The sequence below is a fragment of the Sorangium sp. So ce426 genome (genome assembly GCF_051475585.1).
GTDB lineage: Bacteria > Myxococcota_A > Polyangia > Polyangiales > Polyangiaceae > Sorangium > Sorangium cellulosum_B.
The window spans coordinates 2102069-2123243 of record NZ_CP150341.1; the positions used below are offsets into that span (position 1 = coordinate 2102069).

Sequence of the window (21175 nt, forward strand, 5' to 3'; positions counted from 1 at the left end):
GGTGCTAAGTAGCGCGTATGCGGCTCATCGGACAGATCCACGTTTCTCTCAAGGGCAGCATCATCCAGCGCAACCCCACCGTCTGGGAGAAGCTGAAGCGCAGCTTCGGCGCCACGGTGGATCTCGACACCGATCGCGTGCGCGTCGAGCTCGAGGCCACCGCCGTGGTCGATCAGGTGCGGCGGGCGCTCGTCCAGCTCGGGGTCACGAACGCCCTCTCGCTCGTGATCGACGACACCGTCATCTTCCAGGACACCGACGGGAAGCCGGACGATCTTCCCGACCTCGTGCTCGCGCTGTCCGAGCATTCCGCCGTGTTCGGGCGCGGGTTCAGCGAGCTCAGGTTCGCCGCCGAGCACGAGGAAGCGGGGCTGCACCTGGTCATCGAGACGCGGGCGCGCACCGAGCACGCCGACGACGAGCCGTCGGGGCTCGTCTCCATCGGCGGGCGCCTGCGGGACCTCGAGCCGCGAGCCGGCGAGTCCGCGGAGGACTACCGCCGCCGCGTCGAGCCCCTGGCGAAGGATCCGGCGCTGTTCGAGGCGGCGCGGCTGCAGTTCGAGTCCTTCGTCGGGCGGGTCGAGGGGGCCCTCAAGGCCACGATGCCGGAGGCGCGCGTGGACCATCACCACGCCGACGCGCGCGTCGTGCACTCTCCAGCGGGCGACGGCGCGGGCGCCGAGCGGCCTCCCGTGGGCCCCACGCACCCGGGTTATGATCCGTTCGTCGTCTATTACCCACCCAGCCCGCTCGGGATGATGCTGGACGTGATGCTCATCACCTCGTTCATGCACATGCTCACGCCTCCACACGTCCTCTTCGTGAGCCCCGCGGGCACGATGCTCGGCACAGCGCAGGAGGCCGCCGAGAATCCCGACCTCTTGAGCGGCGCGGATCGCGGCGGCGACGACCTCTCGGCGGGCGACGAGGGGGACGGGGCGGATGACGGCGATCCGTGGGGTGATGACGGCGGCGGGGTCGACGACGGCGGCGGGTTCGATGACGGCGGCGGGTTCGATGACGGCGGCGGGTTCGACGGCGATTTCGGCGATTGAGCCGCTCGCGCCCTGCCGCGGCGAGGCGCCGCGGCAGGGCCTCGCGCGTGTGTCGCGCGTCCGTCGAGCGTCTGTTGCGCGTAGGTTCCGGCGCGCAGCTCGCGAGCGCGCCGGCGACGCGCTGACCTCGCGGCCGAGCGGGCTCGTCCGGCCATGGACGACGACTGGTGATCATGGTACGCCGCGCTACGGCCGTGACCGGCGCTGGCATGAGCATCTATCGCGCTGGCGTGCTGATGGTCGCGCGCCGAACCCTGGACTGGAGAGCGCGATGAACAAGAGCGAGGCGGCGCTTCGGAAGCAGCCGCAGGTGGCGGGCGGGGGAGATCCGGAGATCGCCAGAGAGGTCCGTACCATCATTGCAGAGCGATGTGGGATGAGCGTCGATGCCGTGACTCCCGACCTGTCGCTCGAGAGCGGCCTCGGCGTGGATTCACTGGCGCTCATCGAGGTCAACGTCGCGCTCGAGGAGCGATTCCAGATCGTGGCGCCCGATTTCGCGGCGCCCGATCAGGCGCAGATCAGCACGGTCGGCGACGTCATCGCCTTCGTCGAGGCGCAGATCGCGGCGCGGGGCGGCCGGGGAGGGGCGCCTTGACCGCCCCGCGCACGCGCGCCGAGCGCGAGGCCGCCGTCCGGACGCCCGAGGAGCAGCGGGAGCACGAGCGGCGGGAGGTCGCAGCTCATTACCAGAACGACCCGGAGATATTCTCCATGGTCCTCGACAGCCGCCTGGCTTACGCGACGGGCATCTTCCTCGATCCTGGCGAGAGCCTCGAGACGGCGCAAGAGCGGAAGTACGACTGGGTCCGCCGCGAGCTCGACATCCACCCCGGAGAGCGCGTCCTCGACGTGGGGTGCGGCTGGGGCTCGAACCTCATCTATCTCGCCGAGCGCACAGGCGGGAGCTTCCATGGCGTCACGCTGAGCGACAAGCAGCGGCAGGAGGCGCTCCGCCGCGCCGACCGGGCGGGCGTCGCCTCGCGGGTCCGCATCGACCTCGCTCATATCGAGGACATCGACCTCGCGCCCGAGTCGCTCGACGCCGTGCTGTTCGTCGGCAGCATCGTGCACATGCACAACCGCGAGCGGATCCACCAGAAGATCGCCGCCGCGCTGCGCCCGGGCGGCAGGCTGCTCATCTCCGACTGTTATTTCCCGGCGCGCGCCCGCGGGGATCGGGAGAGCTCTGCGACCCAGTACATCTTCGTCGAGGCGCTCGGCTATTGCCGCCTGATCTCGCTGGCCGAGGAGCTCGGGATGATCGAGCAGGCCGGCCTCGATGTCCGGCGCGTCGAGGATCTCACGAGCTCGTACGTGCACACGGTCGCCCGGTGGATCGACAACGTGCGCGCGAACCGCGCCCGGATCGACGCCCGCGCGCCCGGCTTCTCGCGGCTGCTCCAGACGTACATGACCGTGGGCCGGCTCTCCTTCGCGCGCCGCACCGCGCTCGAGTACATGATCGTGGCGACGAAGGGCGGCGGCCGCGAGCGCCTCGGCGTCGCGCCCTCGCCCGAGCCGGGGCGCGCGCCGTGAGCCGCGGGCTCTCTGCGCGGACGGTCGCGGGCCTGCTCAGGGCGCGGGCCGAGGCGACGCCGGATCGATTCGGATTCTATCACAAGCAGCAGGGCGAGTTCGTCGGGTGGTCGTGGGCGGAGTACTGGCGCCGCGCGCGCGCGGCGGCGTCGGGCCTGCTCGCGGCGGGGGTGCGCCCGGGCGATCGCGTGCTCTTGCTCGTGACGGACGTGGAGGTGGCGGTGCCGTGCCTCTTCGGCGTCTGGGTGCTCGGCGCGGTGCCGATCCAGGTCGGGGTGCCGTACCGGCTCACGGACGTGGCGGCGTTCCTCGGCGAGCTCCGGAGGACGGCCGCCCGCGTCGGCGCGCGCGCGCTCGTCGTCTCGTCCGCGCTGCTCGGCTTCGCGCAGGGCGAAGAGGGGGCGGACGGCCTCCTCCAGCTCGCCGCCGAGCCGCTGCTCGACGCGCCCCTCACGGGCTCGCTGCCCGATCCGGAGCGCGCGCCCGGGCCCGCGCTCATCCAGCTCACGAGCGGCAGCACCGGGCACCCGCGCGGCGTGGTGATCCCGCACGAGCGGCTGATGCTGCACCTCGATGCGATGAGCCAGCGGCTCCCGGTGCGCGGCGAGGGCGCGGGGGGCGTCTCGTGGCTGCCGCTCCACCACGACATGGGCCTCGTCGGCGGGCTGCTCTTCCCGCTCTTCAACGATTTCCCCGTTCACATGCTCTCGCCGCTCGAGTTCCGGACGCGGCCTTTCTCGTGGCTCGCGGAGATGTCGAGCATCCGGGGTGTCATCTCGCTCGGGCCGCCGAGCGCCTATGCCATCTGCATCGGCCTCGCCCGCCGCGCCGTCGAGGCGGGCCTCGATCTCGGCGCGTGGCGGTGCGCGATGATCGGCGCCGAGCCGATCTCCCCCGCCTTGCTCCGCCGCTTCGCCGAGGCGTTCGCGCCCTGCGGCTTCCGCGTCGAGGCGTTCTTCCCCGTCTACGGGCTGGCCGAGGCGACGGTCGCCGTGACCTTCCCCGATCTCTACGCCGAGCCGCGCGCCCTCACGGTGGATCGCGGCCTCCTGGAGCGCGAGGGCCGCGTCGAGGAGGCCGCGCCTGGCCCCCTGTCGCTGGAGCTCGCCGGCGTCGGCAGGCCGATCCCGCACACGGAGATCCGGATCGTGGACGCCCAGCGAAGCCCCGTCCCGGAGCGCACGGTGGGGGAGATCGAGGTGCGCTCGGAGACGGTGATGGAGGGCTATTTCAACGAGCCCGAGGCGACCGCCGAGGCGCTCGTGGGCGGGTGGCTGCGCACGGGCGATCTCGGGTTCATCGATCGCGGGACGCTGTTCGTCACCGGCCGGAAGAAGGAGGTGATCATCAAGGGGGGTCACACGATGATCCCCGCCGTGATCGAGGAGATCGCCTCCCGGGTCGACGGGATCCGGGCCGGGTGCGTTGTCGCCGTCGGGCTGTTCGTCGAGGAGCGCCAGACCGAGTCGGTCTATGTGGTGGCCGAGACGCGCGCCGAGGCGTCCGAGCACGCCGGCCTCGTGGAGCGCGTGCGGGAGGCGCTGCGGGCGAACGGCGTCACGGTGGACCAGGTCGTCCTGGTTCCGCCGGGCGAGCTGCCCAAGACGACGAGCGGCAAGCTGCGACGCCGGGAGGTCGCCGAGCGGCTCCGCGCCGGGGCGCTCCGCTGAAGAGCGCGCCGCCTCCACCCCACCATCCGTCACCAACGTGAGTGTGAACGTGAACGTGAACGTGAACGTGAACGTTTACGTGGACGTGGTCGTTCACGGCCTATCGTTGACGACCACGACCACGTAAACGACTACGACCACGTAAACGTTCGGATGTAGGAGGACGCGGCGCGGATCGGCCGATTTCGCGGGCGCTGCAGGGCGGTGCGCGATAGATCCCGGAATCGCTCTCCGGAGCACAACCGAACGGGACCGTCCATGTTGAGCAGCCTGCGAGACCACGAGTCCACCTGTCCCGCCCCGCTTTCGCCCGAGGCGCGCGCGTGGGAGCTGGAGCAGCTCCGGATGCTCGGCCTCGAGGACGACGACTGGTGCTCGGACGAACAATGCCCCTTCTGTGCGGGGCGGCCCCTGTCCGTGGAGAGCAAACGAGCGCACGGGTGAGCGGCGCCCTCGGTCGGGGCCGGGTCACCGGCGCGAGCGGCCGGTGACCCGCAAGGGGATCACTCTGCGATCTTCCCCTTCACCCACCTGCCCGACTCGGTGAGGTCGTTGTCGTTCCAGTTGCCCATCTGGTTTGCGTTGGGCCTGAGCGCGGAGCACGCCTCGGCCTTGTCGCCAAGCGACCAGTTGGCCCAGCTGATGTTGTGCGAGTCAAGGAAGTCGAGCCAGGTCTGCGACTCGCCGAGGTTGAGCTGGCCGTTGCCGTCGGCGGAGCAGGTCCCCCACTCGGTCACGAACAGCGCCAGCTTCTTGTTGATGGCCTTCTGGGCCTTGTCGCGCAGCGACGCCTTGTGCGTGTTGGCGTAGAAGTGGAGGGTGTACGCCACGTTCTGATCGCTGAGGGGATTGTCCGCGGCGATGTCGACGTCCTGCGACCAGTTCGGCGAGCCGACGATGACCAGGTTGTTCGCGCCCTGGCCGCGGATCTCGGAGATCACCGCCTCGGCGTAGGACTTCACCGCGGGCCAGGTGTTCGTGTTGAGGGGCTCGTTGAAGACCTCGAAGATGACGTTGGGCGTGTTCTTGTAGGCCTGCGCCACCTCGCGGAAGTAGCTCCTCGCCTGGTCCAGGTGCTGGTGCGCGTTGTGATCGTGCCAGTCGAGGATGACGTAGATGCCCTTCGCGATCGCCGCGTCGGCGATGGTCTTCGCCTTGGCCTTCTGGGCGCCCGCGTCCTGGAGGTACCCGTCTTCGCCCTCGATGCCCATGGCGGCGCGGACGACGGTCGACTCCCAGTTGTCCGCGAGCGAGTTGACGACATTGCCGTTGTAGTAGTTGCTCCACTGGCTCCAGAACAGGCTCATGCCCTTGAGCTGGACCGGGGACCCGTGCTCGCCGACGATGTTGCCGTTCATGACCCGGAGCCGGCCATGACGCTCGACCGGCGTGCCGTCCGTGGGCACCACCCCCCCGGTGCTCGCGCTCGTCGTGGACGAGGCCGATGTCGTCGCCGAGGTCGTCGAGGCGCTCGAGGTCGTCGCGCTCGCGGAGGTCGTCGAGGCGCTCGAGGTCGTCGCGCCCACGGAGGTCGTCGAGGCGCTCGAGGTCGTCACGCTCGCGGAGGTCGCCCCGCCGCCGCCCGCGCCGCCCGCGCCGCCCACGCCGCCCACGCCGTCGTCCGTCCCCGCGTCACCGCAGCCGATCAGCACGGTGGCTTGCAACGCAACCACCGCGAGGCCGAATGACCACTTCGACCTGCCAAGCACACCGCGAAGCAAAACTCTTTTCATCATGTCCTCCAAGAGAAGTATCCGGATGGCGCGGCATTAGAAGGGCAGTTCAGCGCCATGGCAAGCCCTCTGCGTGCCTCTGATCAAGGGATGAAATCCACGCCGTTTGTATGGCAAAATACAGTATTCTGCGCGCAGGTTACAACTGTGGCCGGTGGTCTCCAGCGAGACCGTGAGGCGAAGCCTTCACGGGCGCCGATCTGAGGGAGCCGTGGTGTGCAGGCAACAGAAATTTCGCAAAAAATATGCCAGTTGGCGGAGCCCGTGATGCGGACGCTGCTGCGCTGCGTCTCCGGTCTGTGCGGGGGGCTGTGCCGCGCGGGTCCACGCAGGCTACGGTGTTCCCCTTGGTGGTCGGGTGACCACCCTGGGCAACCGCCTATCCATGCGCAGGGCGTCAATATTGCTCAGGAAATTGCGAGCGACCGCTCCCGGGATGTCACGCCTCGAGCGCCGCGCCCGGTTTGTCTCGCCGCGCCGTCGAGGCGCTCGTCACGTCGGCACCGGCACTGGCGGCGGCTCGTCGTCCGGCGCGATGCAGGCGGACAGGTCGAACAGCATGAAGAGCAGCGCCTTCTCCTGGGCGGTCAGCTCATGCATCGCCCCGTCGCGGTCTTCACAGCCGCTCGGGAACGGCGCCCCGGCGACGTCGCTCGCCGCCACGTGGATGTCCGTGTACACGAACCTGCCGCACTGCGCCTCTTCCGGCGCGCCGATGGGCGTGTTGAAGGTGAAGTATTTGACCCCCGCGGGCGCGTCGAAATCGGTGTTGGCCTCGTTGTAGAGCCACCGTGTCGCGATCTCCTCGTTCACCGAGTCGACCCAGTGCTGCGGATCGTCGATCTCGATCTGCCCGGGCACGGTCGACGCGCCCACGTTGGCGAGCCAGTCCCGGAGCGCCAGGCCCTTCGGGAACGTGGTGTCGACGAGCACGGGGAGCCCGTCGTCGGGATCGCTCTCCTCGTCCCATTCGGCCGTCTCCGGGAACCGCTCCGGCCCGAGGCGGAGCCAGGTGTTGTGCCAGTGCGACGCGAACACGCGGCCTCCCGCGGAGGCGTAGTCGAACATCGCTCGCAGCGCGGCCTCCGGCTTGTCGTCCTCGAACTCGGAGCCTTCGCACGACAGGATCACCATGTCGTATCGACGCAGGGTGTCGAGCGAGCCCCAGAACTCCCGCGCGCGGGAGAAGGGGGCGCCGTCGTTCAGGCCGTCCCGGTACCTGCTCGTCGCGCTGTCGCCCTCGATGGCGCGCCCGGCGAACAGGTTCACCCGCCCGTCGCCCGCCTCCGGCGTGAACTCCGACGCGTCGATTCCCATCTTGTACAGCAGGCACTCCAGCACGTCCGAGCCGCCGGTCGTCAGCGCGATCTTCGGGAGGTGGCCCTCCGCTTTGCTGCGCGGCAGGCGGACCGTCCTGTCCACGGTCGGGTTGTCGACGCACCCCTCGACCTTCGGCAGCGTGATCTGGCGCCGCCATTTGCCGAGCTGGACGACCAGCGGGATATCCACCCCGACGGGCACGTCCTCCAGCACGAATCGCCCGTGCGTGTCCGTCAGCGCGGTCGCGATCGGATCGCCGGAGAGCGTCACATCGCACCGATCGCAGCTCGCCCCGTCGGTGATGGGCTCAAGCTCCCTGTTCGGGATGTACACCGTGACGTTGTACAGCGGGAGTCTGCCCGCAGGCTCGTACACGGTGCCGCTCACGGTGGTCGTGCCGCCGGCTGGACAGGCGATCTGCTGGCACTCGAGCCCTTCGCACCCGCCGCTCGTGACCCCTGACCCGCCGCTCCCCGCCAGGAAGGGGATTCCCCCGGAGCCGCCGCCCCCCGCGCTCTGGTCGGCTCCGCCGCCGGACGTGGCGCCGATCGTCCCGCCGGAATCGCCGCAGGAGCATCCGCCAGCGACAGCCGGGGCCATGGCCGCCGCGGCCAGGAGCCATCGGGCGCTGCCGTGCACTATGCCCATTCGATCCTCCAGGCGCACAGAGGCGAATGTGCCCTGTTCCGCCCATTCCAAGAGTAATCGAACCGCGCGGATACGGGAAGGGACAACCATGCAAGGATGCGAGCGAGAACACGCTCCTGCGTGCATTGACGGGAGCCCTCCTCTCCGTCTGCGCCGCCGGGGGCGGCGCGGGGCAGTCGGGTGTCATTCGCTCGGTTCCGCTCTGCCTCGTCAGGTTTCCGTGCGCGTGCGATCGAGCGGACCGTGAGGAGACAGGCGACAGCGGCGCCAACCTTCGTTCCGCGTACCACCGCGCCCCGCGTGGCCGTGTTCCGTCATGGCGAGATGCCCCTCGGCAGAGTAGGATGCGGCGCTTTGCAATCGGTCCTACCTGCCCCCGCTCTCCCTCGCCCGCGTTTGCTGGAGATCACCTGGCCCATCTTCAGCGAGAACCTGCTGCACATGCTCGTCGGTGTGTTCGGCGTATGGCTGGTCAGCCGCCTCTCGGACGAGGCCGCCGCCGCGTACGGGCTGTCCAACCAGATCATGTTGACCTTCATGATCACCTTTCGCTTCGTCAGCGTCGGCGCGAGCGTGGTGGTCACCCAGTATCTCGGCGCGCGGGACCGCGCCGGGGCGGAGCAGGTCGCGCGGGCGTCGCTCGCGGCCAATCTCTGGCTCGGCGTCTTCAGCTTCGCCGTCATCGCGATCGGCGCGAGGCCGCTGCTCGAGCTGATGCGCCTGCCGCCTTCCCTGTTCCCGATCGCGGAGCCTTACCTGATCGCCGTCGGCGTGATGCTGGCGTTCGACGCGGTGAATTTCTCGATGGGCTCGGTGCTGCGCGCGCACACCCACACCCGCGACACGCTGCGCCTCATCGTCGTCATGTACGTGGTGCAGCTCGCGCTCAGCCTGCCGCTCATGTTCGGTGTCGCCGGGGCTCCGGGGCTCGGCATGATGGGGCTCGCGCTCGCCGCGGTGGTCGGGCGCGCGCTCTCGTTCTGGATGCACCGGCAGCTCTGGATCTCGCGCCTCGGCATCCGCCCGACCTTCGAGGATTTCTGGCGCATTCGCCCCGATCGCCTCCGCGAGATGCTGCACATCGGCCTGCCGGGGGCGGGCGAGAACGTGGTCTATCGCATCAGCTTCATGATCATCCTCGCGATGGTCGCCAACATGGGGCAGACGGCGCTCACCACCCATACGTACACGATGCAGATCATGCACTTTCTGCTCCTGTTCGGCATGGCGATCGGCTTCGGGACCGAGATCGTGGTCGGGCACCACATCGGCGCCGGCGATCTGCAGGGCGCCGATCGGCTGGTGCGCGGCGGCCTGGCGATCGGGTTCTGCGTGTGCGTGAGCCTGGTGCTCGCCACCGCGCTGCTCGGCCCCCACCTGCTCGGCCTCTTCTCGCGCGATCCCGAGGTGATCGCCACCGGCTCCCGGCTGCTGTGGCTGACCCTCCTCGTCGAGCCGGGCCGCACGCTCAACCTGGTCGTCATCAACGGGCTCCGCGCCACCGGCGACGCCCGCTTTCCCGTCGGGTTCGGCGTCTTCTCGATGTTCGCCGTGGCCGTCGGGCTGTCCTGGCTGCTCGGCGTCCACCTCGGCTGGGGGCTCGCCGGCGTCTGGGTCGCCTACGCCGCCGACGAGTGGGTCCGCGGGCTGGTCATGGCCGCGCGCTGGCACTTCCACGGCTGGGTGCCCCACGCGCGGCGCACCTTCCGCCGGGTGCGACTGAGCAGCCGCCCCGCGTGAGCGCTCGCGCTGGCGCTGGCTGACCGACCGCCCCGAGCAAGGGTGAAGCGCCACCCGGCGGAAGGCGGCCGGGGAGGCCGGGCGCCGCTCATCCCGCCGGCGTGTTCACCTTCTCGGTGACGGCCATGCACAGCGCGGCCACGCCGCGCCTCGGGACGGTGACGAGCTTGTCGCGGAAGCTGGCGCGCTGATCGGTGTAGAGCTTCGACACCTTGTGCGAGAGGATCGTCGAGCTCCAGACCGCGACAACGTCGGCCCAGCGGAGATCGGCGTCGGCCTTCGCCGCATTGCGGTGGCCCTCTCCGTCCACGATGCGGATCTCGACCTCGCCCGCGAGCAGCTGCCGCAGGTCCTCGGACGTGCCTGGCCCGCCGCCGACCACGAGCAGCCTCCGCAACCCGCGCGCGTGGAACGCGCCGATCATCGCGAGCGCTGCCCGCTTGTTCGCCGAGCTGCCGCAGAGGTCGCAGACGGCGTCGGCGCCGACCTCGACCACGCGGAGCCCGGACTTCGGCGGCAGCTTCACACACTCGGCGCAGCGGCGCTCGACCCGCTCCTCCGCCGGCGCCGACGGCCGGGGGCGGCCGAGCGCCTGCTGCGCCTGGCCCGCGAGCTCAGCCGGGAGGAAGTCCGCGGGGTGGCGGAGCTCCGTCGCTGGCGCATGCTCCGCGAGCCAGAGGAGCAGATCGGTTTCTGAAATATTCAGAGATTTTGCGAGGTTGCGCACACGGACGGATCGCGCCATTGCGACGCGACTGTGACATGTGCAGCACCGCTGCGCCCTTTTCTATCGCAGGGGGGTGGCCTCGGGCTGGCCCCGATGCGGCCCGGCGCGGGAGGTGGCCCGTTCGCGCGCGGCTCAGTCGAGGGCGGCGGCGCGGCGCAGCCCGTGGCGCTGGAGGAGGCGGTGGAGGTACATCCGGTCGAGCCCTGCTTTGCGCGCGGCGCGGCTCACGTTGCCGTTCGACCACTCCAGCAGGGCGGCGAGGTAGCGCCGCTCGAACTGGTCGATGATCGCGTCCTTCGCCTCCTTGAAGGGCATCTCGATGTTCGCGGCGGGCTCCTCGGGCGCGGCGCCCGGCGGCGCGGCGCCCTGCGGCGCTGAGCTGCGCTCGGGCGGCGCCGCCGCCCCCATGGCGGCGCCCTCGCCGAGCACGACGCGGCGCTCGACGTAGTTCCTCAGCTCTCGCACGTTGCCGGGCCAGTCGTAACGCTTCATGTCCTCGATGACCTCGGGGGGGAAGAGGTGCACCTTGTCGACGGCGCCGAGCTCGTTCAGGAAGCAGTGGACGAGGAGGCCGATGTCCTCCTTGCGCTCCCGCAGCGGCGGGACGCGCACGGTGAGCACCGAGAGGCGGTAATAGAGGTCCTCGCGGAACCTGCCGCTGTTCACCTCGCGCTCCAGGCGCCGGTTCGTGGCGGCGATCACCCGGATATCGACCTTGCGCACCCGGCTCTCGCCGAGCCTGCGCACCTCGCGCGAGGCGAGGGCGCGGAGGAGCTTCGGCTGCATCTCCAGCGGCAGCTCGCCGATCTCGTCGAGGAAGACGGTTCCGCCGTCGGCCTCCTCGAACGCGCCGGCGCGGTCGCGCGTGGCGCCCGTGAACGAGCCGCGCACGTGGCCGAACAGCTCGCTCTCGATGAGGCTCGGCGAGATGGCGCCGCAGTCGACGATGACGAGCGGCTTGTCGGCGCGGGCGCCGCGCTGGACGAGCTCGGTGGCGATGACCTCCTTGCCCGTGCCGTTCTCGCCCTCGATCAGCACGTCGGGCGCGCTCTTCGCCACGCGATCGAGGACGGGGAAGAGGCGCCGCATGGGGACCGACACGCCCTGGAGCGCCCCGAAGCTGACCGCGCGCGCGAGCTCGGTCTCGGCGACGGCGTCGGCGTCGCGGATGCGCACGACCGACTCGCCGAGCTCGATGCGGCACTCCGGCAGGATGGCGTCGGCGTCCCGCACGCGGACGCCGGCGATGGTCGTCCCGTTGAGCGAGCCGACGTCCGTCAGCCGGAACGTGGACTTCACGCGCTCGAGGATGCAGTGGAAGCGGGAGACGGCGCGGTCGGCGAGCACCAGGTCGTTGCTCTGGTGGGAGCCGATGCGGATGAAATCGCCGTCGAGCACCATGACCCGGCTCGCGGGCTTGCCCGCCTCGCGCTCGACGCACAGCTCGATCCGGGGCACCGCGAGCACCTCGCCCTTCGCCATGCGGGGCTCCGTGGAGGCCGCGAGGCTCGGCGGGCCGGGGTCGTCGGGCGTGGCGGGGGGGCGCGGCATGCGCGCCATCTTACGCGCGAGCCCGTGCTCGTCCAGAGGCGGCCCTGCCGGCGGCTCAGGGCGAGCGGTCGCCGCCCGCCGGCTTGAGCCACACGACGGTGGCCCCCCACCCGCCGCGGGAGGCCGGGGCGTCGCGGAAGCCGTCGACGGCCGGGTGGCGCGAGAGGACGGCCTGGACGACGCGGCGCTGCACGCCCTTGCCGCGGCCGTGGATGACGCGCACCTCGCGGAACCCGCGCAGCTGCGCCTCGTGGAGGTACTCCTCGACAACGGAGGCGACGTCGCGCGGGGCGAACGTGTGCAGGTCGATCGCGTCCTCGATCGGCATGACCACGACGCCGTCGCCGCCGGGCGGCTCGGGCGCTCCTTCGGGCGGCCCGGCCCCGGGCGCGTCGAGCCCGGCGAGATCGGGGGGCGCGGGCGCGCGGGGCGAGAGCGCGCTGTCGAGCCATTCACGGAGCCGGCGGAGCATCCGCGCGGTGTAGCCGAGCCGGCGGCGCCCGCCACCGCGGCCGGAGCGCCGCGCCTGACGGCGCGAGGGGCGCTTGCGCCGCTACCGCAGCGGGATCACAGGTCGTCCCCACGAACGGGCGGCCCGCTCGCAGGCAAGCTCAGTCGGAACGTCGCGCCGCTCCCGGGAGGGGAGCTCACGGCCAACGTGGCCCCGTGGGCGGCGGCGATCCTGCTCGCCAGGTACAGCCCGAGGCCCATCCCGGACGCATAGCCGTCCGTGACGAAGCGGTCGAAGATGCGGGGAAGGATCTCCGGCGGCACGCCGGGTCCGCGGTCGACGACGTCGACGTGGGCGTGCTCCGACCCCTTGATCAGCTCGCTGGTGAGCGTGATGAGGACCCCCTTTCCCGGGGGCGAGTGCTTGATCGCGTTGCTGACGAGGTTCTCCAGGGCCTGGCGGAGGCGGTCCCTGTCCGCCACGACGACGAGCTCCCGCGGGCCCTCGACGCGGATCTCGACGCTGGGTGTCCCGAGCGCAACGGCGATGTCCCGCGCCAGCGAGACGAGGTCCATGGGCGCAGGCGCGATCTCGAAGAGGCCCTGCTCGATGCGCCCCACGTCCAGCAGATCCGAGATGAGCTGGCCGAGCCGGGCGACCGACTCGGTCGCCCGGTCGGCGTCGCGCACGTCGTCGACCCGGCCGGCGAGCGCCGCGCGCCGGTGGAGCAGACCAAGGCGGCCCATGAGCGGGGTCAGGTGGTTTCGCAGATCGTGCGCCAGCACGGTGATGAGCTCCTCCGCGGCCTGGCGCCTGCCTTGCGCGAGCGCGGCGGAGGTGACCTGCTCGACGAGCTCCGCCCGGTGCGTCAGGGCGCCGATCCAGTGCGCGACCGCGCCGAGGAAGCGGAGATCCTCGTCCGAGAAGAACTCCGGCGCGGCGGAGTGAGCGGAGACGACGCCGCGCCGCTCGCCGTCGACGACGAGCCGGACCGCCATGTGCGACCGCACGCCGAGCTCGTGGACCAGGCCGGGCAGCTCGCCGGGCTCCTGCTCCGAATGCCCGGTGATATGGGGATCGCCGGTCGTGAAGACACGGGCGATCGACCCGCCGTTCGCGACCGGGTGGATGTCGAGCCCGAGCGACCGCTGGAGCCGGCCCATGGGCGTCTTGCTCGTCCCCAGGGCATGCAGCGTGTTCCTGCTGGGGTCGAAGAGGAAGATGTCGATCTTGTCGGCGCAGAGCGCGCCGGCGAGGAGGTCACTCGCCTGGTTGAGCGACTGCCTCAGATCGGCCGCCGGCAGCTCGAGCAAGCGCTGGAGTGTCGATATCAGCCTGCCTTCCTTCGAGGAGGCTTCCTTTCCGGACATGCTGCTTTCTCGCTCCGTGATCCGCTCGACGCCGTTCGCTCGGCGGCGGACGCGCGAGCCGGCGGTAAACGGTGGATTGGGTCGTTATGACGACGCTGTCGCCCGATCGGTAGATGTGCGCGGCGCTGGATGCCGCTCCGGCGCAAATCCACGCGAGCGACCGGCGACACGGACGAGCCCGGGCGGGCGCGCGCGGCATGTCGGATGGAACGACGCGCGCGGTCCGATGCGCGCACGCCGGCGGCCCTTCGAGGCAAGGTCGTGCTGGTAACCAGACCTCGTGCATCAGCGACGACGGCGCCCTGTCCGGCGGCCTCACGCAGACGTCCATCGGGGTGCGCGAGGAGGTGTGCGGCGCCAGGGCCACGGCGCGGCGGGCGACGCGGCTCGCCGTGGCGTGAAGGAGGTCTTTTGAATAAGTTGTTGATGGCGTCGCTCTTTCAGGCGGCGGCGCCGAGGCGGGTGAGGGGTGCCGGGCAGCTCAGTGCGCGCTCGCGTGCGCAATGGTCTCGATCATGCGCGGGATGGCCACGGAGATGAGGATCCCCAGGTTCGCCCGCTTGTTGTCCACCAGCATGCCCTGGAGCAGCGTCCCGTGGTTGAGCACCACCACGGTGTGGTTGCCCGCCATGTCGAGCAGGTAATACCGCCCTAGCGGAGGGAAGTTCGAGTCGCGCAGCGAGCTGTCCAGCTCCTCGGTGATGCGCGTGAAGAGGGCCACCGCCACCGGTTGCTGGTTGAAGCCGGCGAGCGACAGGCCCGCCGAGCGTTCCCAGATGTCGGTGGCCAGCAGCCCGTCGCGGAGGATGTTGCGGAGATCATGGACTGCGGCCTCGAGGACTTTGGTGTCGATCATCGTGCTTCCGTCGCTCCTGGGCGCGCGCGCCCGCATTGAAAAACCGGATGTACTACAGCCCGCGCAAGGTCGTCGCGAGCGCCTCCTTCAGCTGCTCGAACGACCGCGTGGAGAGAGCCTCGTCGCCCACGGTGCCGAGGCAGAAGCCGCCGCGCGCCGTGCGCGCCTCGACCCAGGACATCATCTGCGCGCCCAGCCAGAGCGCGCCCGCCGTGGCGTCGACGCCGGGGATGCTGCGGACGCCGACCAGCGCCGAGAGCAGCGGCCCCACGAGGGACACGTGCGCCTCGGAGATGCCGTGCGCCGCCAGCGTGAGGCCGTTGTCGTCGGCCACGAAGGCGCCCACGCACGGGTGGTGATCGAGCGTCCAGGCGACGAGCACGTCGAGCCGATCGGCCGGGTTGTCGGAGGTCTGAACGAGGCGCGGCACCTCCTTCACCTCCTTCACCTCCTTCACCTCCTTGGGCGCGGCCTTCGCCGGCACGGGCGCCGCCTTCCCCGGCGCGCCGGCGCGCGCTGCCCCCATGGCGGTCACGAGCGTCGCGGGCTCCCGCGACCGCGTCGCGGTCACCCGCGCGAGGAGCGAGGTCACCCGCTGCGCGTCAGTCCACGAGACGGATCGGACCGTCATCCTCGCCTCCTGCATCGGCGCCCAGGCGCTCCTCGATCTCGGCCACCAGCTTGTCGAACACCGCGGAGACCGCCGGAGGGCGGCGGCTGAGCAGGCCGAGCGGCACGCCCGCGCGGCTCGCCTGGAGGAACGTGCTGTCGCGCGGGACCGCGGTGTCGAAGACCTGATCGCGGTAGAGGGACCACAGCTCCTCCAGCGAGGCCAAGAGCACCGGATCGCGGAACGAGCTCATGGTGCCGACCACGCCGAGCAGGGAGCAGGCGGAGCCGATGTCGCGGAGCCGCGCCAGGAGCTCGAGCAGCCGGGGCATGGCCCGCAGCGCGAGCGGCTCGCACTGCGCGACGGCGATGACGCTGTCCACCTCTTCCAGCGCGATGCGCGACATCCCGCCGAGCCCGGCCGGCGTGTCGAAGAGGACGAGGTCGAAGTCGCGCTGGCTGTGCTCCAGGATGCGCCCCACGATGTTGGCCTCGCGCGCGTTGATGGCGAAGCGATCCTCATCGAGCGCGTCGACGGGGCCCATGGGCAAGAGGCAGAGCTCCGGGAGCCGGGTCTTCACCAGGCCCTCGAGCGGGGGGCCGCCTCGCGCGAGGTTCGCGGCGAGGCCGGGCCGGTCGCTGACGCCGTCGAGCGACATGCCGATGGCGCCCTGCAGATCCGTGTCGACGAGCAGGGTCCGCGCGCCTCGGCGCGCGAAGGCGAAGGCGCAGTTGAGCGCCACGGTGGTCTTTCCCACTCCGCCCTTGAGGCTGGCGAATGCGATGGATCGGGTCATCTTGGGTATCCGAGCTTGCGTAGCTGTTCCAGGTTAGCGCGCACGAGGCTGGATGCGGGGTCGAGGGTCGAGAGGTCGATGAGGACGCAGGCCGCCTCGCTGTAGCTGCGTTCCATCAAGAGGCGCCGCGCGTCGGCGTTGAGCTGCTTGATGCGGGCCGCGCGCTGCTCCGGCGAGATGAGCGCGATCTCGATCCGCCTCGACGAGATCGGCGGCGGCGCCTCCACGCTGCCTTCGTCGATCCGGCGCAGCGAGTCGAGCACCAGCTCCGCCAGGTCCTTGAAGATGGTGCGCTCCTTCGTCGAGCCGACGGCCGGGGTGACGCGCACGCGCATCTCGGGGCGGATGAGCCGCGCGAACGCCTCCTCGCCCACGCCGAGACCGTCGAACGCCGTCCACACCTGGCCGCGCCGCACCTCGATCAGGCCCACGTCGGCGCTCGCGTTGCTGACGACGAGGACGTGCGACTCGCCGGACATGCAGATCATCTGCAAGAAGTCGACGGGCACGAAGTTCATCCCGATCGGCGCCGACTGGGCGCCCGCGGCGTGCGCCATGAGGATGAGCGTCTCCTCGGCGATGGGCCACGTCACCCGCGTGGCGCTCGCCGCGCCCGGGACCTCGACGCCGTCGTTGACGGCGAGCACCAGCCGCGCCGTGCGGCGGAAGAGCTGCGCGACGGCGTCCTCCGGCCCACCCGGGAGCGACGGCGCATAGATGATGAGCTCCGCGCTCTGCACGCCGTCGAGGGCTTGATCGAGCTCCTCCCAGGTCGCGGCGCCGAGGGCGCTCACCGGCGCCTGCCCGGCGATGACGCGGATGCACCGCATGCGCTCGCGCAGATCGGGAACAGCGACCACGACGATGGCCATCAGCCTCCGGTGTCGCGCCGCACTCGGCGCAGCATGACCGACGACGCCGTATCGCCCGGGCGCATGCGCGCGCACGCCTCGAACGCCTCGACCGCAGCGTCGTAGCGGCGCTGCACGAACGCGGCGGTGCCGCGGGCGAACGCCTCGCGGTAGAGCCGATCCTCCTCGGTCTCGTACACCCGCGGCGTGAACGGCGCGCTCGCGGGGGGAACCGGCGCGCTCGCGGGGGGAGCTTCCGGCGAGCGCCGCTCCAGACCGCGCGCCGGCATGGTCGGCGGCCCCGGATCGGCGCCGGCCTCGGACGGCAGCGTGTCCAGCTGCGGCCGGAAGGAGACCGACGGCCGGTCGCTGAACGGCGACGCCACCTCCCTCCCCGTGTAGAGGCCGACCAGCACCTGCAGCGTGCGGAGCCGCCCGAGCGGGCACATTTGAATGATGTCGTCGAACGTCGAGGCGCCGTCGATGTACCGCGCGACCAGGAGCGCGTCGGGCGAGCGACCCGCCGACACCGGGATGGGCCCCGCCACCTGATCGAGGCCCCCGAGCCGCTTGGCGTAGGCGCCGGCGAGGAACTCTTTGATCCGCTCGATGCTCGCCTGCAGCTCGCGATCGCCGGGCGCCTCCGCGCGCGCCCGGTACAGCACAGCCAGCGCCTCCTCGTAGCGCTTCTCACGGACCAGCCGCACGATCTCCGCCCGCATGGGCGCGCTCTTCGGGACCGCGCGGCTCTCGGGTTCCACCATCAGAGCTGAGTCGAGTTGGTCTTTCACGGCACAACCGGCAAGTTACATGCCTCGACCGCCGGCATTCAAGCTGTTTGGCAGCACCTTTGCGGCGGCCGTCCTCGGTCGGCGCCGTGGATACCGGCTCGCCATCGTTCAGGTACGCGTGTGTGGGACCAGCCAGCACCCCGCCAGAACACTGTGGAGCCGCGACATGCGCCCCATGTGAAGGCCGGAGAGACATGGGACGAGGCAATGACCGCGGCCCGCTTCCACATTCGGCCCATTGAGTCGCCACCTGCTCTCGGGCGTCTCGCAGGATCAATCGCCAGCCAATCGTGAACGTCGCAAGCCGTGTCGCACCCCAGCGCCGGTTCGCCCACCGGCCGCCGTTTCAAATTTGAATGGTGATCCCAAGATTGTGGGTGCAACTTACGCCGGGCGTGCGCTACAGTGGATGCACCGGCTGGACGCACCCCGCAGCGTTGCAGAAACGTCTGAGGTGGTTGGTGGAAAATTCCAGTAATCAAGCTCGGAATGAAGCGCGAGGGGAGAGCGCAGGATTTCAACCGAGGTGAGGTCCAGCAGCAGCGTCCATGCTCGGTGCGCCGTGATCTTGTCTTGAGGCCTCTCGGGGCGCTCACGGCGCTTGGTTCACGTAAACAGAGGGATTGTTCAACCAACTGACACCCCACAGCCGAAAAGGAGATCGCTCATGCGGCAGGTCTTGCGGCACATCTTCGAGAAGAAGCAGGCATACGCTCGTCTACCCCTGTTCGAGCACATGCGTAACGAACTGCTCGATCCGAGCGAGCGGCTCGCGTTCTATCCATGCATGGCGTACTTCATCCTGAGCTTCGGTGATCTGAACAAATTCGTACTACGGGAGGAGCACGCCGCGGACAAATATCAAGAGATGGTCAACGCCCACACACGCGAGGACGACCATCACTGGCCGTGGTACCTGGAGGATCTGTCCAAGCTCGGCTACGACGTCGAGGGCCGGAGCACGGACCTGCTGAACTTCCTCTGGGGTGAGGAGACGATACAGAACCGGATCCTCACCGCGCGGCTCACCGCGCTCATCAAGGGCACGACTGGCCTCGAGCGGCTCGTCATCATCGAGGCGATCGAGGAGACCGGCAACGTGCTCTTCGGGGCGATGCTTCCCCTGGCGGAGGCCCTTGAGGAGCGCCTCGGCACGCAGCTGCGCTACTGCGGCTCGTTCCATTTCGAGCGCGAGTCGGGCCACGCGGTGAACGCCGATCACGCCGAGCTCGCGCGCATCCCGCTCGACGCCGAGACGCGCGCGCGGTACATCGCGCTCGCGGACGAGGTGTACGCGATATTCGAGCCGTGGACACACGAGCTCTTGCGCTATGCCCTCGCGCACCCCGTGAGCGCCCCCGTGGCCGACCCCGAGACGGACGGCGTGAGCCAGGTGATGACCCGGTCGTCGGTGCTCGCCGCGTGAAGCAGCGCGGCTGAAGCCTCTCCCGTCGCACCGCCCCCTCTCCGGGACCCGCCCCCGGGCGCTCGTCATGCGACGAGCTCTCTGCACAAGACGCTGACGCACATCTCGCCCCGACAGCGGTCGCCGACCGCGCGAGCGGCGGTATCCCCGCGCGGCGCGGATCCACGACGGTCACCTCCCGGCGGCGGGTGGCCTCACGGCGCGCTCGCCGCGCCTTCCGCGCCTTCCGCCCCGGCGCGCGGCGCTGCGCCCCGCTTGCCGCGACGGCTCATCCACACCACATCCCCACGGCCCGCATGGCCTCAGAACGCAAGACCCACCGCGCCCTCACCGTCGCCGGGCTGATCCTGGCCCTCGCCATGGCCGCCCTCGAATCGACCGTCGTCGCCACCGCCATGCCCACCGTGATCGGCGATCTCGGGGGGATTCAGCAGTACGCCTGGGTCACCACCGCCTACCTGCTCACCTCGTCCGTGCTGGTGCCCATCTGCGGCAAGCTGTCGGACATCTACGGCCGCAAGCCGATCATGCTCTTCGGTATCGCCGTCTTCCTGCTCGGCTCGATCGCCAGCGGCGCGGCGCAGACGATGCCGCAGCTCATCGCCTTCCGCGCCCTCCAGGGGGCCGGCGCCGGGGCGATGCAGCCGATGGCGATGACCATCTCGGGCGACATCTTCGATCTCAAGGAGCGCGCGCGGATCCAGGGCGTCTTCGGGGCCGCCTGGGGGCTGTTCGGCATCATCGGCCCGATGGTGGGCGGGCTCATCGTGCACTACTTCTCCTGGCGCTGGGTCTTCTACATCAACATCCCGTTCGGCGCCGCGTCCGTCGCGCTCGTGGCGACCTCGTTCCACGAGCGCATCGACAGGCGGCCTCATGAGCTCGATTTCCTCGGCGCGGCGCTCCTGTCCGCCGGCGTTGTCGCGCTGCTGCTCGCCACGGGGAGGCTCGGCGGGGAGACGACGCTGCTCGCGGCGGTCGCGTCGGCGGCGCTGTTCGCCGCGTTCTTCGCGGTCGAGCGCCGGGCCCCCGAGCCGATGATCCCGCTGCCGCTCTTCCGGCGCCCGGTGATGCTCATCTCCAACGTGGCCGGCGCGATCCTCGGCGGCGCGATGATGGGCACGATCACGTTCGTGCCGCTCTTCGTGCAGGGCGTGCTCCGCGGCACCCCCACCGACGCAGGCAGCGCCATCGCGCCGATGCTCATCGGCTGGCCGGTCGCGAGCGCGATCGGCGGGCGGCTCATCCCCCGGGTCGGGTTCCGCCCGCTCATCTGGATCGGCCTCGGCGTCACGGCGACGGCGGGGCTCGCGCTCGCGCTCGGCGGGGCGCACGACACGCCGCTGATGCTCCGCGCGACGACGCTTGTCTTCGGCGTGGGCATGGGGCTGTCCAACGTCGCGCTGCTCATCGCCGTGCAGAGCAGCGTCGCGTGGGATCAGCGGGGGATCGCCACCGCGAGCACGATGTTCTCGCGGCTGCTCGGCGGCGTCGTGGCGGTGGGCATCATGGGCGGCGTCCTGACGGCCCAGCTCGCGAAGGACCCGTCGATCCCCGCGGACGCCGCGAGCCGGCTCCTGACGGCGGAGGGGGCGCGCGACCTCGATCCGTCGATCCTCCAGCACCTCGGGGAGGCGCTCACGTCCGGCCTCACGACGGTGTTCTGGATCATCGCGGCGATGGGCGTCACCGGCTTCATCGCGGCGCTGTGGTTCCCCCGCGTGCCGCTCCAGGCCGATGGAGGAGACGCGGCCGTCGCGCCGCCGAGCGAGGCCGGCGTCGGCTGAGGCGGCCCGCCCGCGTCGCCGGGGACGGGGCTCGATCCAGCGTGTTCGACGAGGGCCGCCAGATCCTGCTCCGATCGATCCACGAGGGCGGAGGAGACCTGTCCTGGGGCGCGACGGCCGTCGACCGACGCGGCCTTCGAAGAGGCGGAGTCGCTCGGTGAGCCGCTGAGCCTTCCCGCAGAGCGCGACACCGATCCATCCCTCTCGCCCGACGGGGCCGTCCTGTTCTTCGCGTCGACGCGGAGCGGGGTGGC

Annotated in this window: 21 protein-coding genes; 10 read left to right on the forward strand and 11 right to left on the reverse strand. The window is 70.7% G+C overall.

The genetic code is table 11. The annotated features are described in order from the left end of the window. Positions 1 to 17 precede the first annotated feature (17 nt). The 5 genes from WMF44_RS07960 (at position 18) to WMF44_RS07980 (ending at position 4708) form a co-directional block, all read left to right on the forward strand. On the forward strand, positions 18 to 1055 hold the full coding sequence (locus tag WMF44_RS07960; protein ID WP_437298522.1) for a hypothetical protein: 1038 nt from the start codon (positions 18 to 20) through the stop codon (positions 1053 to 1055). Positions 1056 to 1326: 271 nt separating this feature from the next. Continuing rightward, a complete protein-coding gene (locus tag WMF44_RS07965) occupies positions 1327 to 1653 on the forward strand; it encodes an acyl carrier protein (RefSeq protein WP_049876196.1) in 327 nt (108 codons plus the stop codon). Beyond that, complete coding sequence (locus WMF44_RS07970; protein WP_437298523.1) at positions 1650 to 2594, forward strand: SAM-dependent methyltransferase; 945 nt, start codon at positions 1650 to 1652, stop codon at positions 2592 to 2594. Before WMF44_RS07965 ends, WMF44_RS07970 begins: the two co-directional genes overlap by 4 nt. Then, positions 2591 to 4264, forward strand: coding sequence for an AMP-binding protein (locus tag WMF44_RS07975; RefSeq protein ID WP_437298524.1), 1674 nt, complete (start codon positions 2591 to 2593; stop codon positions 4262 to 4264). The genes WMF44_RS07970 and WMF44_RS07975 overlap by 4 nt, the downstream gene beginning before the upstream one ends. A gap of 258 nt (positions 4265 to 4522) precedes the next feature. Further along, positions 4523 to 4708, forward strand: coding sequence for a hypothetical protein (locus WMF44_RS07980; protein WP_437298525.1), 186 nt, complete (start codon positions 4523 to 4525; stop codon positions 4706 to 4708). Between the two features lie 59 nt (positions 4709 to 4767). On the opposite strand, the gene WMF44_RS07985 is transcribed toward WMF44_RS07980, so the two are convergent. After that, entirely contained in the window at positions 4768 to 5673 is a 906-nt protein-coding gene (locus WMF44_RS07985; RefSeq protein WP_437298526.1) for a glycoside hydrolase family 5 protein, read from the reverse strand. On the opposite strand from WMF44_RS07985, the gene WMF44_RS07990 reads away from it, so the two are divergent. After that, positions 5663 to 6037, forward strand: coding sequence for a hypothetical protein (locus WMF44_RS07990; RefSeq protein ID WP_437298527.1), 375 nt, complete (start codon positions 5663 to 5665; stop codon positions 6035 to 6037). The genes WMF44_RS07985 and WMF44_RS07990 overlap by 11 nt on opposite strands. A 452-nt stretch (positions 6038 to 6489) precedes the next feature. Here the strand turns inward: WMF44_RS07990 and WMF44_RS07995 are convergent, their stop codons facing one another. Further along, entirely contained in the window at positions 6490 to 7965 is a 1476-nt protein-coding gene (locus WMF44_RS07995) for a carboxypeptidase regulatory-like domain-containing protein (protein WP_437298528.1), read from the reverse strand. Between the two features lie 396 nt (positions 7966 to 8361). Here WMF44_RS07995 and WMF44_RS08000 point away from each other — a divergent pair, with 396 nt between their 5' ends. After that, positions 8362 to 9705 (forward strand): MATE family efflux transporter, encoded by a 1344-nt coding sequence (locus WMF44_RS08000; protein ID WP_437298529.1) that lies wholly within the window; start codon positions 8362 to 8364, stop codon positions 9703 to 9705. An 88-nt stretch (positions 9706 to 9793) separates the two neighbouring features. Here the strand turns inward: WMF44_RS08000 and WMF44_RS08005 are convergent, their stop codons facing one another. The 4 genes from WMF44_RS08005 to WMF44_RS08020 all read right to left on the reverse strand — a co-directional run bounded on the left by WMF44_RS08005 (position 9794) and on the right by WMF44_RS08020 (position 13804). Further along, positions 9794 to 10432, reverse strand: coding sequence for a hypothetical protein (locus tag WMF44_RS08005; RefSeq protein WP_437298530.1), 639 nt, complete (start codon positions 10430 to 10432; stop codon positions 9794 to 9796). Positions 10433 to 10564: 132 nt separating this feature from the next. Then, positions 10565 to 11983: a sigma 54-interacting transcriptional regulator gene (locus WMF44_RS08010; protein WP_437298531.1), complete on the reverse strand. Its 1419-nt coding sequence runs from the start codon at positions 11981 to 11983 to the stop codon at positions 10565 to 10567. A gap of 55 nt (positions 11984 to 12038) precedes the next feature. Continuing rightward, positions 12039 to 12455: a Smr/MutS family protein gene (locus tag WMF44_RS08015; protein WP_437298532.1), complete on the reverse strand. Its 417-nt coding sequence runs from the start codon at positions 12453 to 12455 to the stop codon at positions 12039 to 12041. A gap of 95 nt (positions 12456 to 12550) precedes the next feature. Continuing rightward, positions 12551 to 13804 carry a GAF domain-containing sensor histidine kinase gene (locus WMF44_RS08020; protein ID WP_437298533.1) on the reverse strand — a complete coding sequence of 418 codons (1254 nt, stop codon included), beginning with the start codon at positions 13802 to 13804 and terminating at the stop codon, positions 12551 to 12553. A 197-nt stretch (positions 13805 to 14001) separates the two neighbouring features. Between WMF44_RS08020 and WMF44_RS08025 the strand changes: the two genes are divergently transcribed. Continuing rightward, positions 14002 to 14205, forward strand: a complete 204-nt coding sequence (locus WMF44_RS08025; protein ID WP_437298534.1) for a hypothetical protein — start codon at positions 14002 to 14004, stop codon at positions 14203 to 14205. A gap of 80 nt (positions 14206 to 14285) precedes the next feature. Here the strand turns inward: WMF44_RS08025 and WMF44_RS08030 are convergent, their stop codons facing one another. Genes WMF44_RS08030 through WMF44_RS08050 form a run of 5 tightly spaced genes read right to left on the reverse strand, consistent with a single transcriptional unit; the run spans position 14286 to position 17681 of the window. Next, positions 14286 to 14660 carry a hypothetical protein gene (locus tag WMF44_RS08030; protein ID WP_437298535.1) on the reverse strand — a complete coding sequence of 125 codons (375 nt, stop codon included), beginning with the start codon at positions 14658 to 14660 and terminating at the stop codon, positions 14286 to 14288. Between the two features lie 52 nt (positions 14661 to 14712). Continuing rightward, entirely contained in the window at positions 14713 to 15291 is a 579-nt protein-coding gene (locus WMF44_RS08035; protein ID WP_437298536.1) for a hypothetical protein, read from the reverse strand. Continuing rightward, on the reverse strand, positions 15263 to 16066 hold the full coding sequence (locus WMF44_RS08040; RefSeq protein ID WP_437298537.1) for a ParA family protein: 804 nt from the start codon (positions 16064 to 16066) through the stop codon (positions 15263 to 15265). The genes WMF44_RS08035 and WMF44_RS08040 overlap by 29 nt, the downstream gene beginning before the upstream one ends. Then, entirely contained in the window at positions 16063 to 16938 is an 876-nt protein-coding gene (locus tag WMF44_RS08045) for a DUF4388 domain-containing protein (RefSeq protein WP_437298538.1), read from the reverse strand. Before WMF44_RS08045 ends, WMF44_RS08040 begins: the two co-directional genes overlap by 4 nt. Further along, on the reverse strand, positions 16938 to 17681 hold the full coding sequence (locus WMF44_RS08050; protein ID WP_437298539.1) for a TRP-like protein: 744 nt from the start codon (positions 17679 to 17681) through the stop codon (positions 16938 to 16940). The genes WMF44_RS08045 and WMF44_RS08050 overlap by 1 nt, the downstream gene beginning before the upstream one ends. 694 nt (positions 17682 to 18375) lie before the next feature. Here WMF44_RS08050 and WMF44_RS08055 point away from each other — a divergent pair. Continuing rightward, entirely contained in the window at positions 18376 to 19134 is a 759-nt protein-coding gene (locus WMF44_RS08055) for a hypothetical protein (RefSeq protein ID WP_437298540.1), read from the forward strand. A gap of 296 nt (positions 19135 to 19430) precedes the next feature. Further along, a complete protein-coding gene (locus WMF44_RS08060) occupies positions 19431 to 20921 on the forward strand; it encodes an MDR family MFS transporter (RefSeq protein WP_437298541.1) in 1491 nt (496 codons plus the stop codon). Positions 20922 to 21175: the final 254 nt, after the last annotated feature.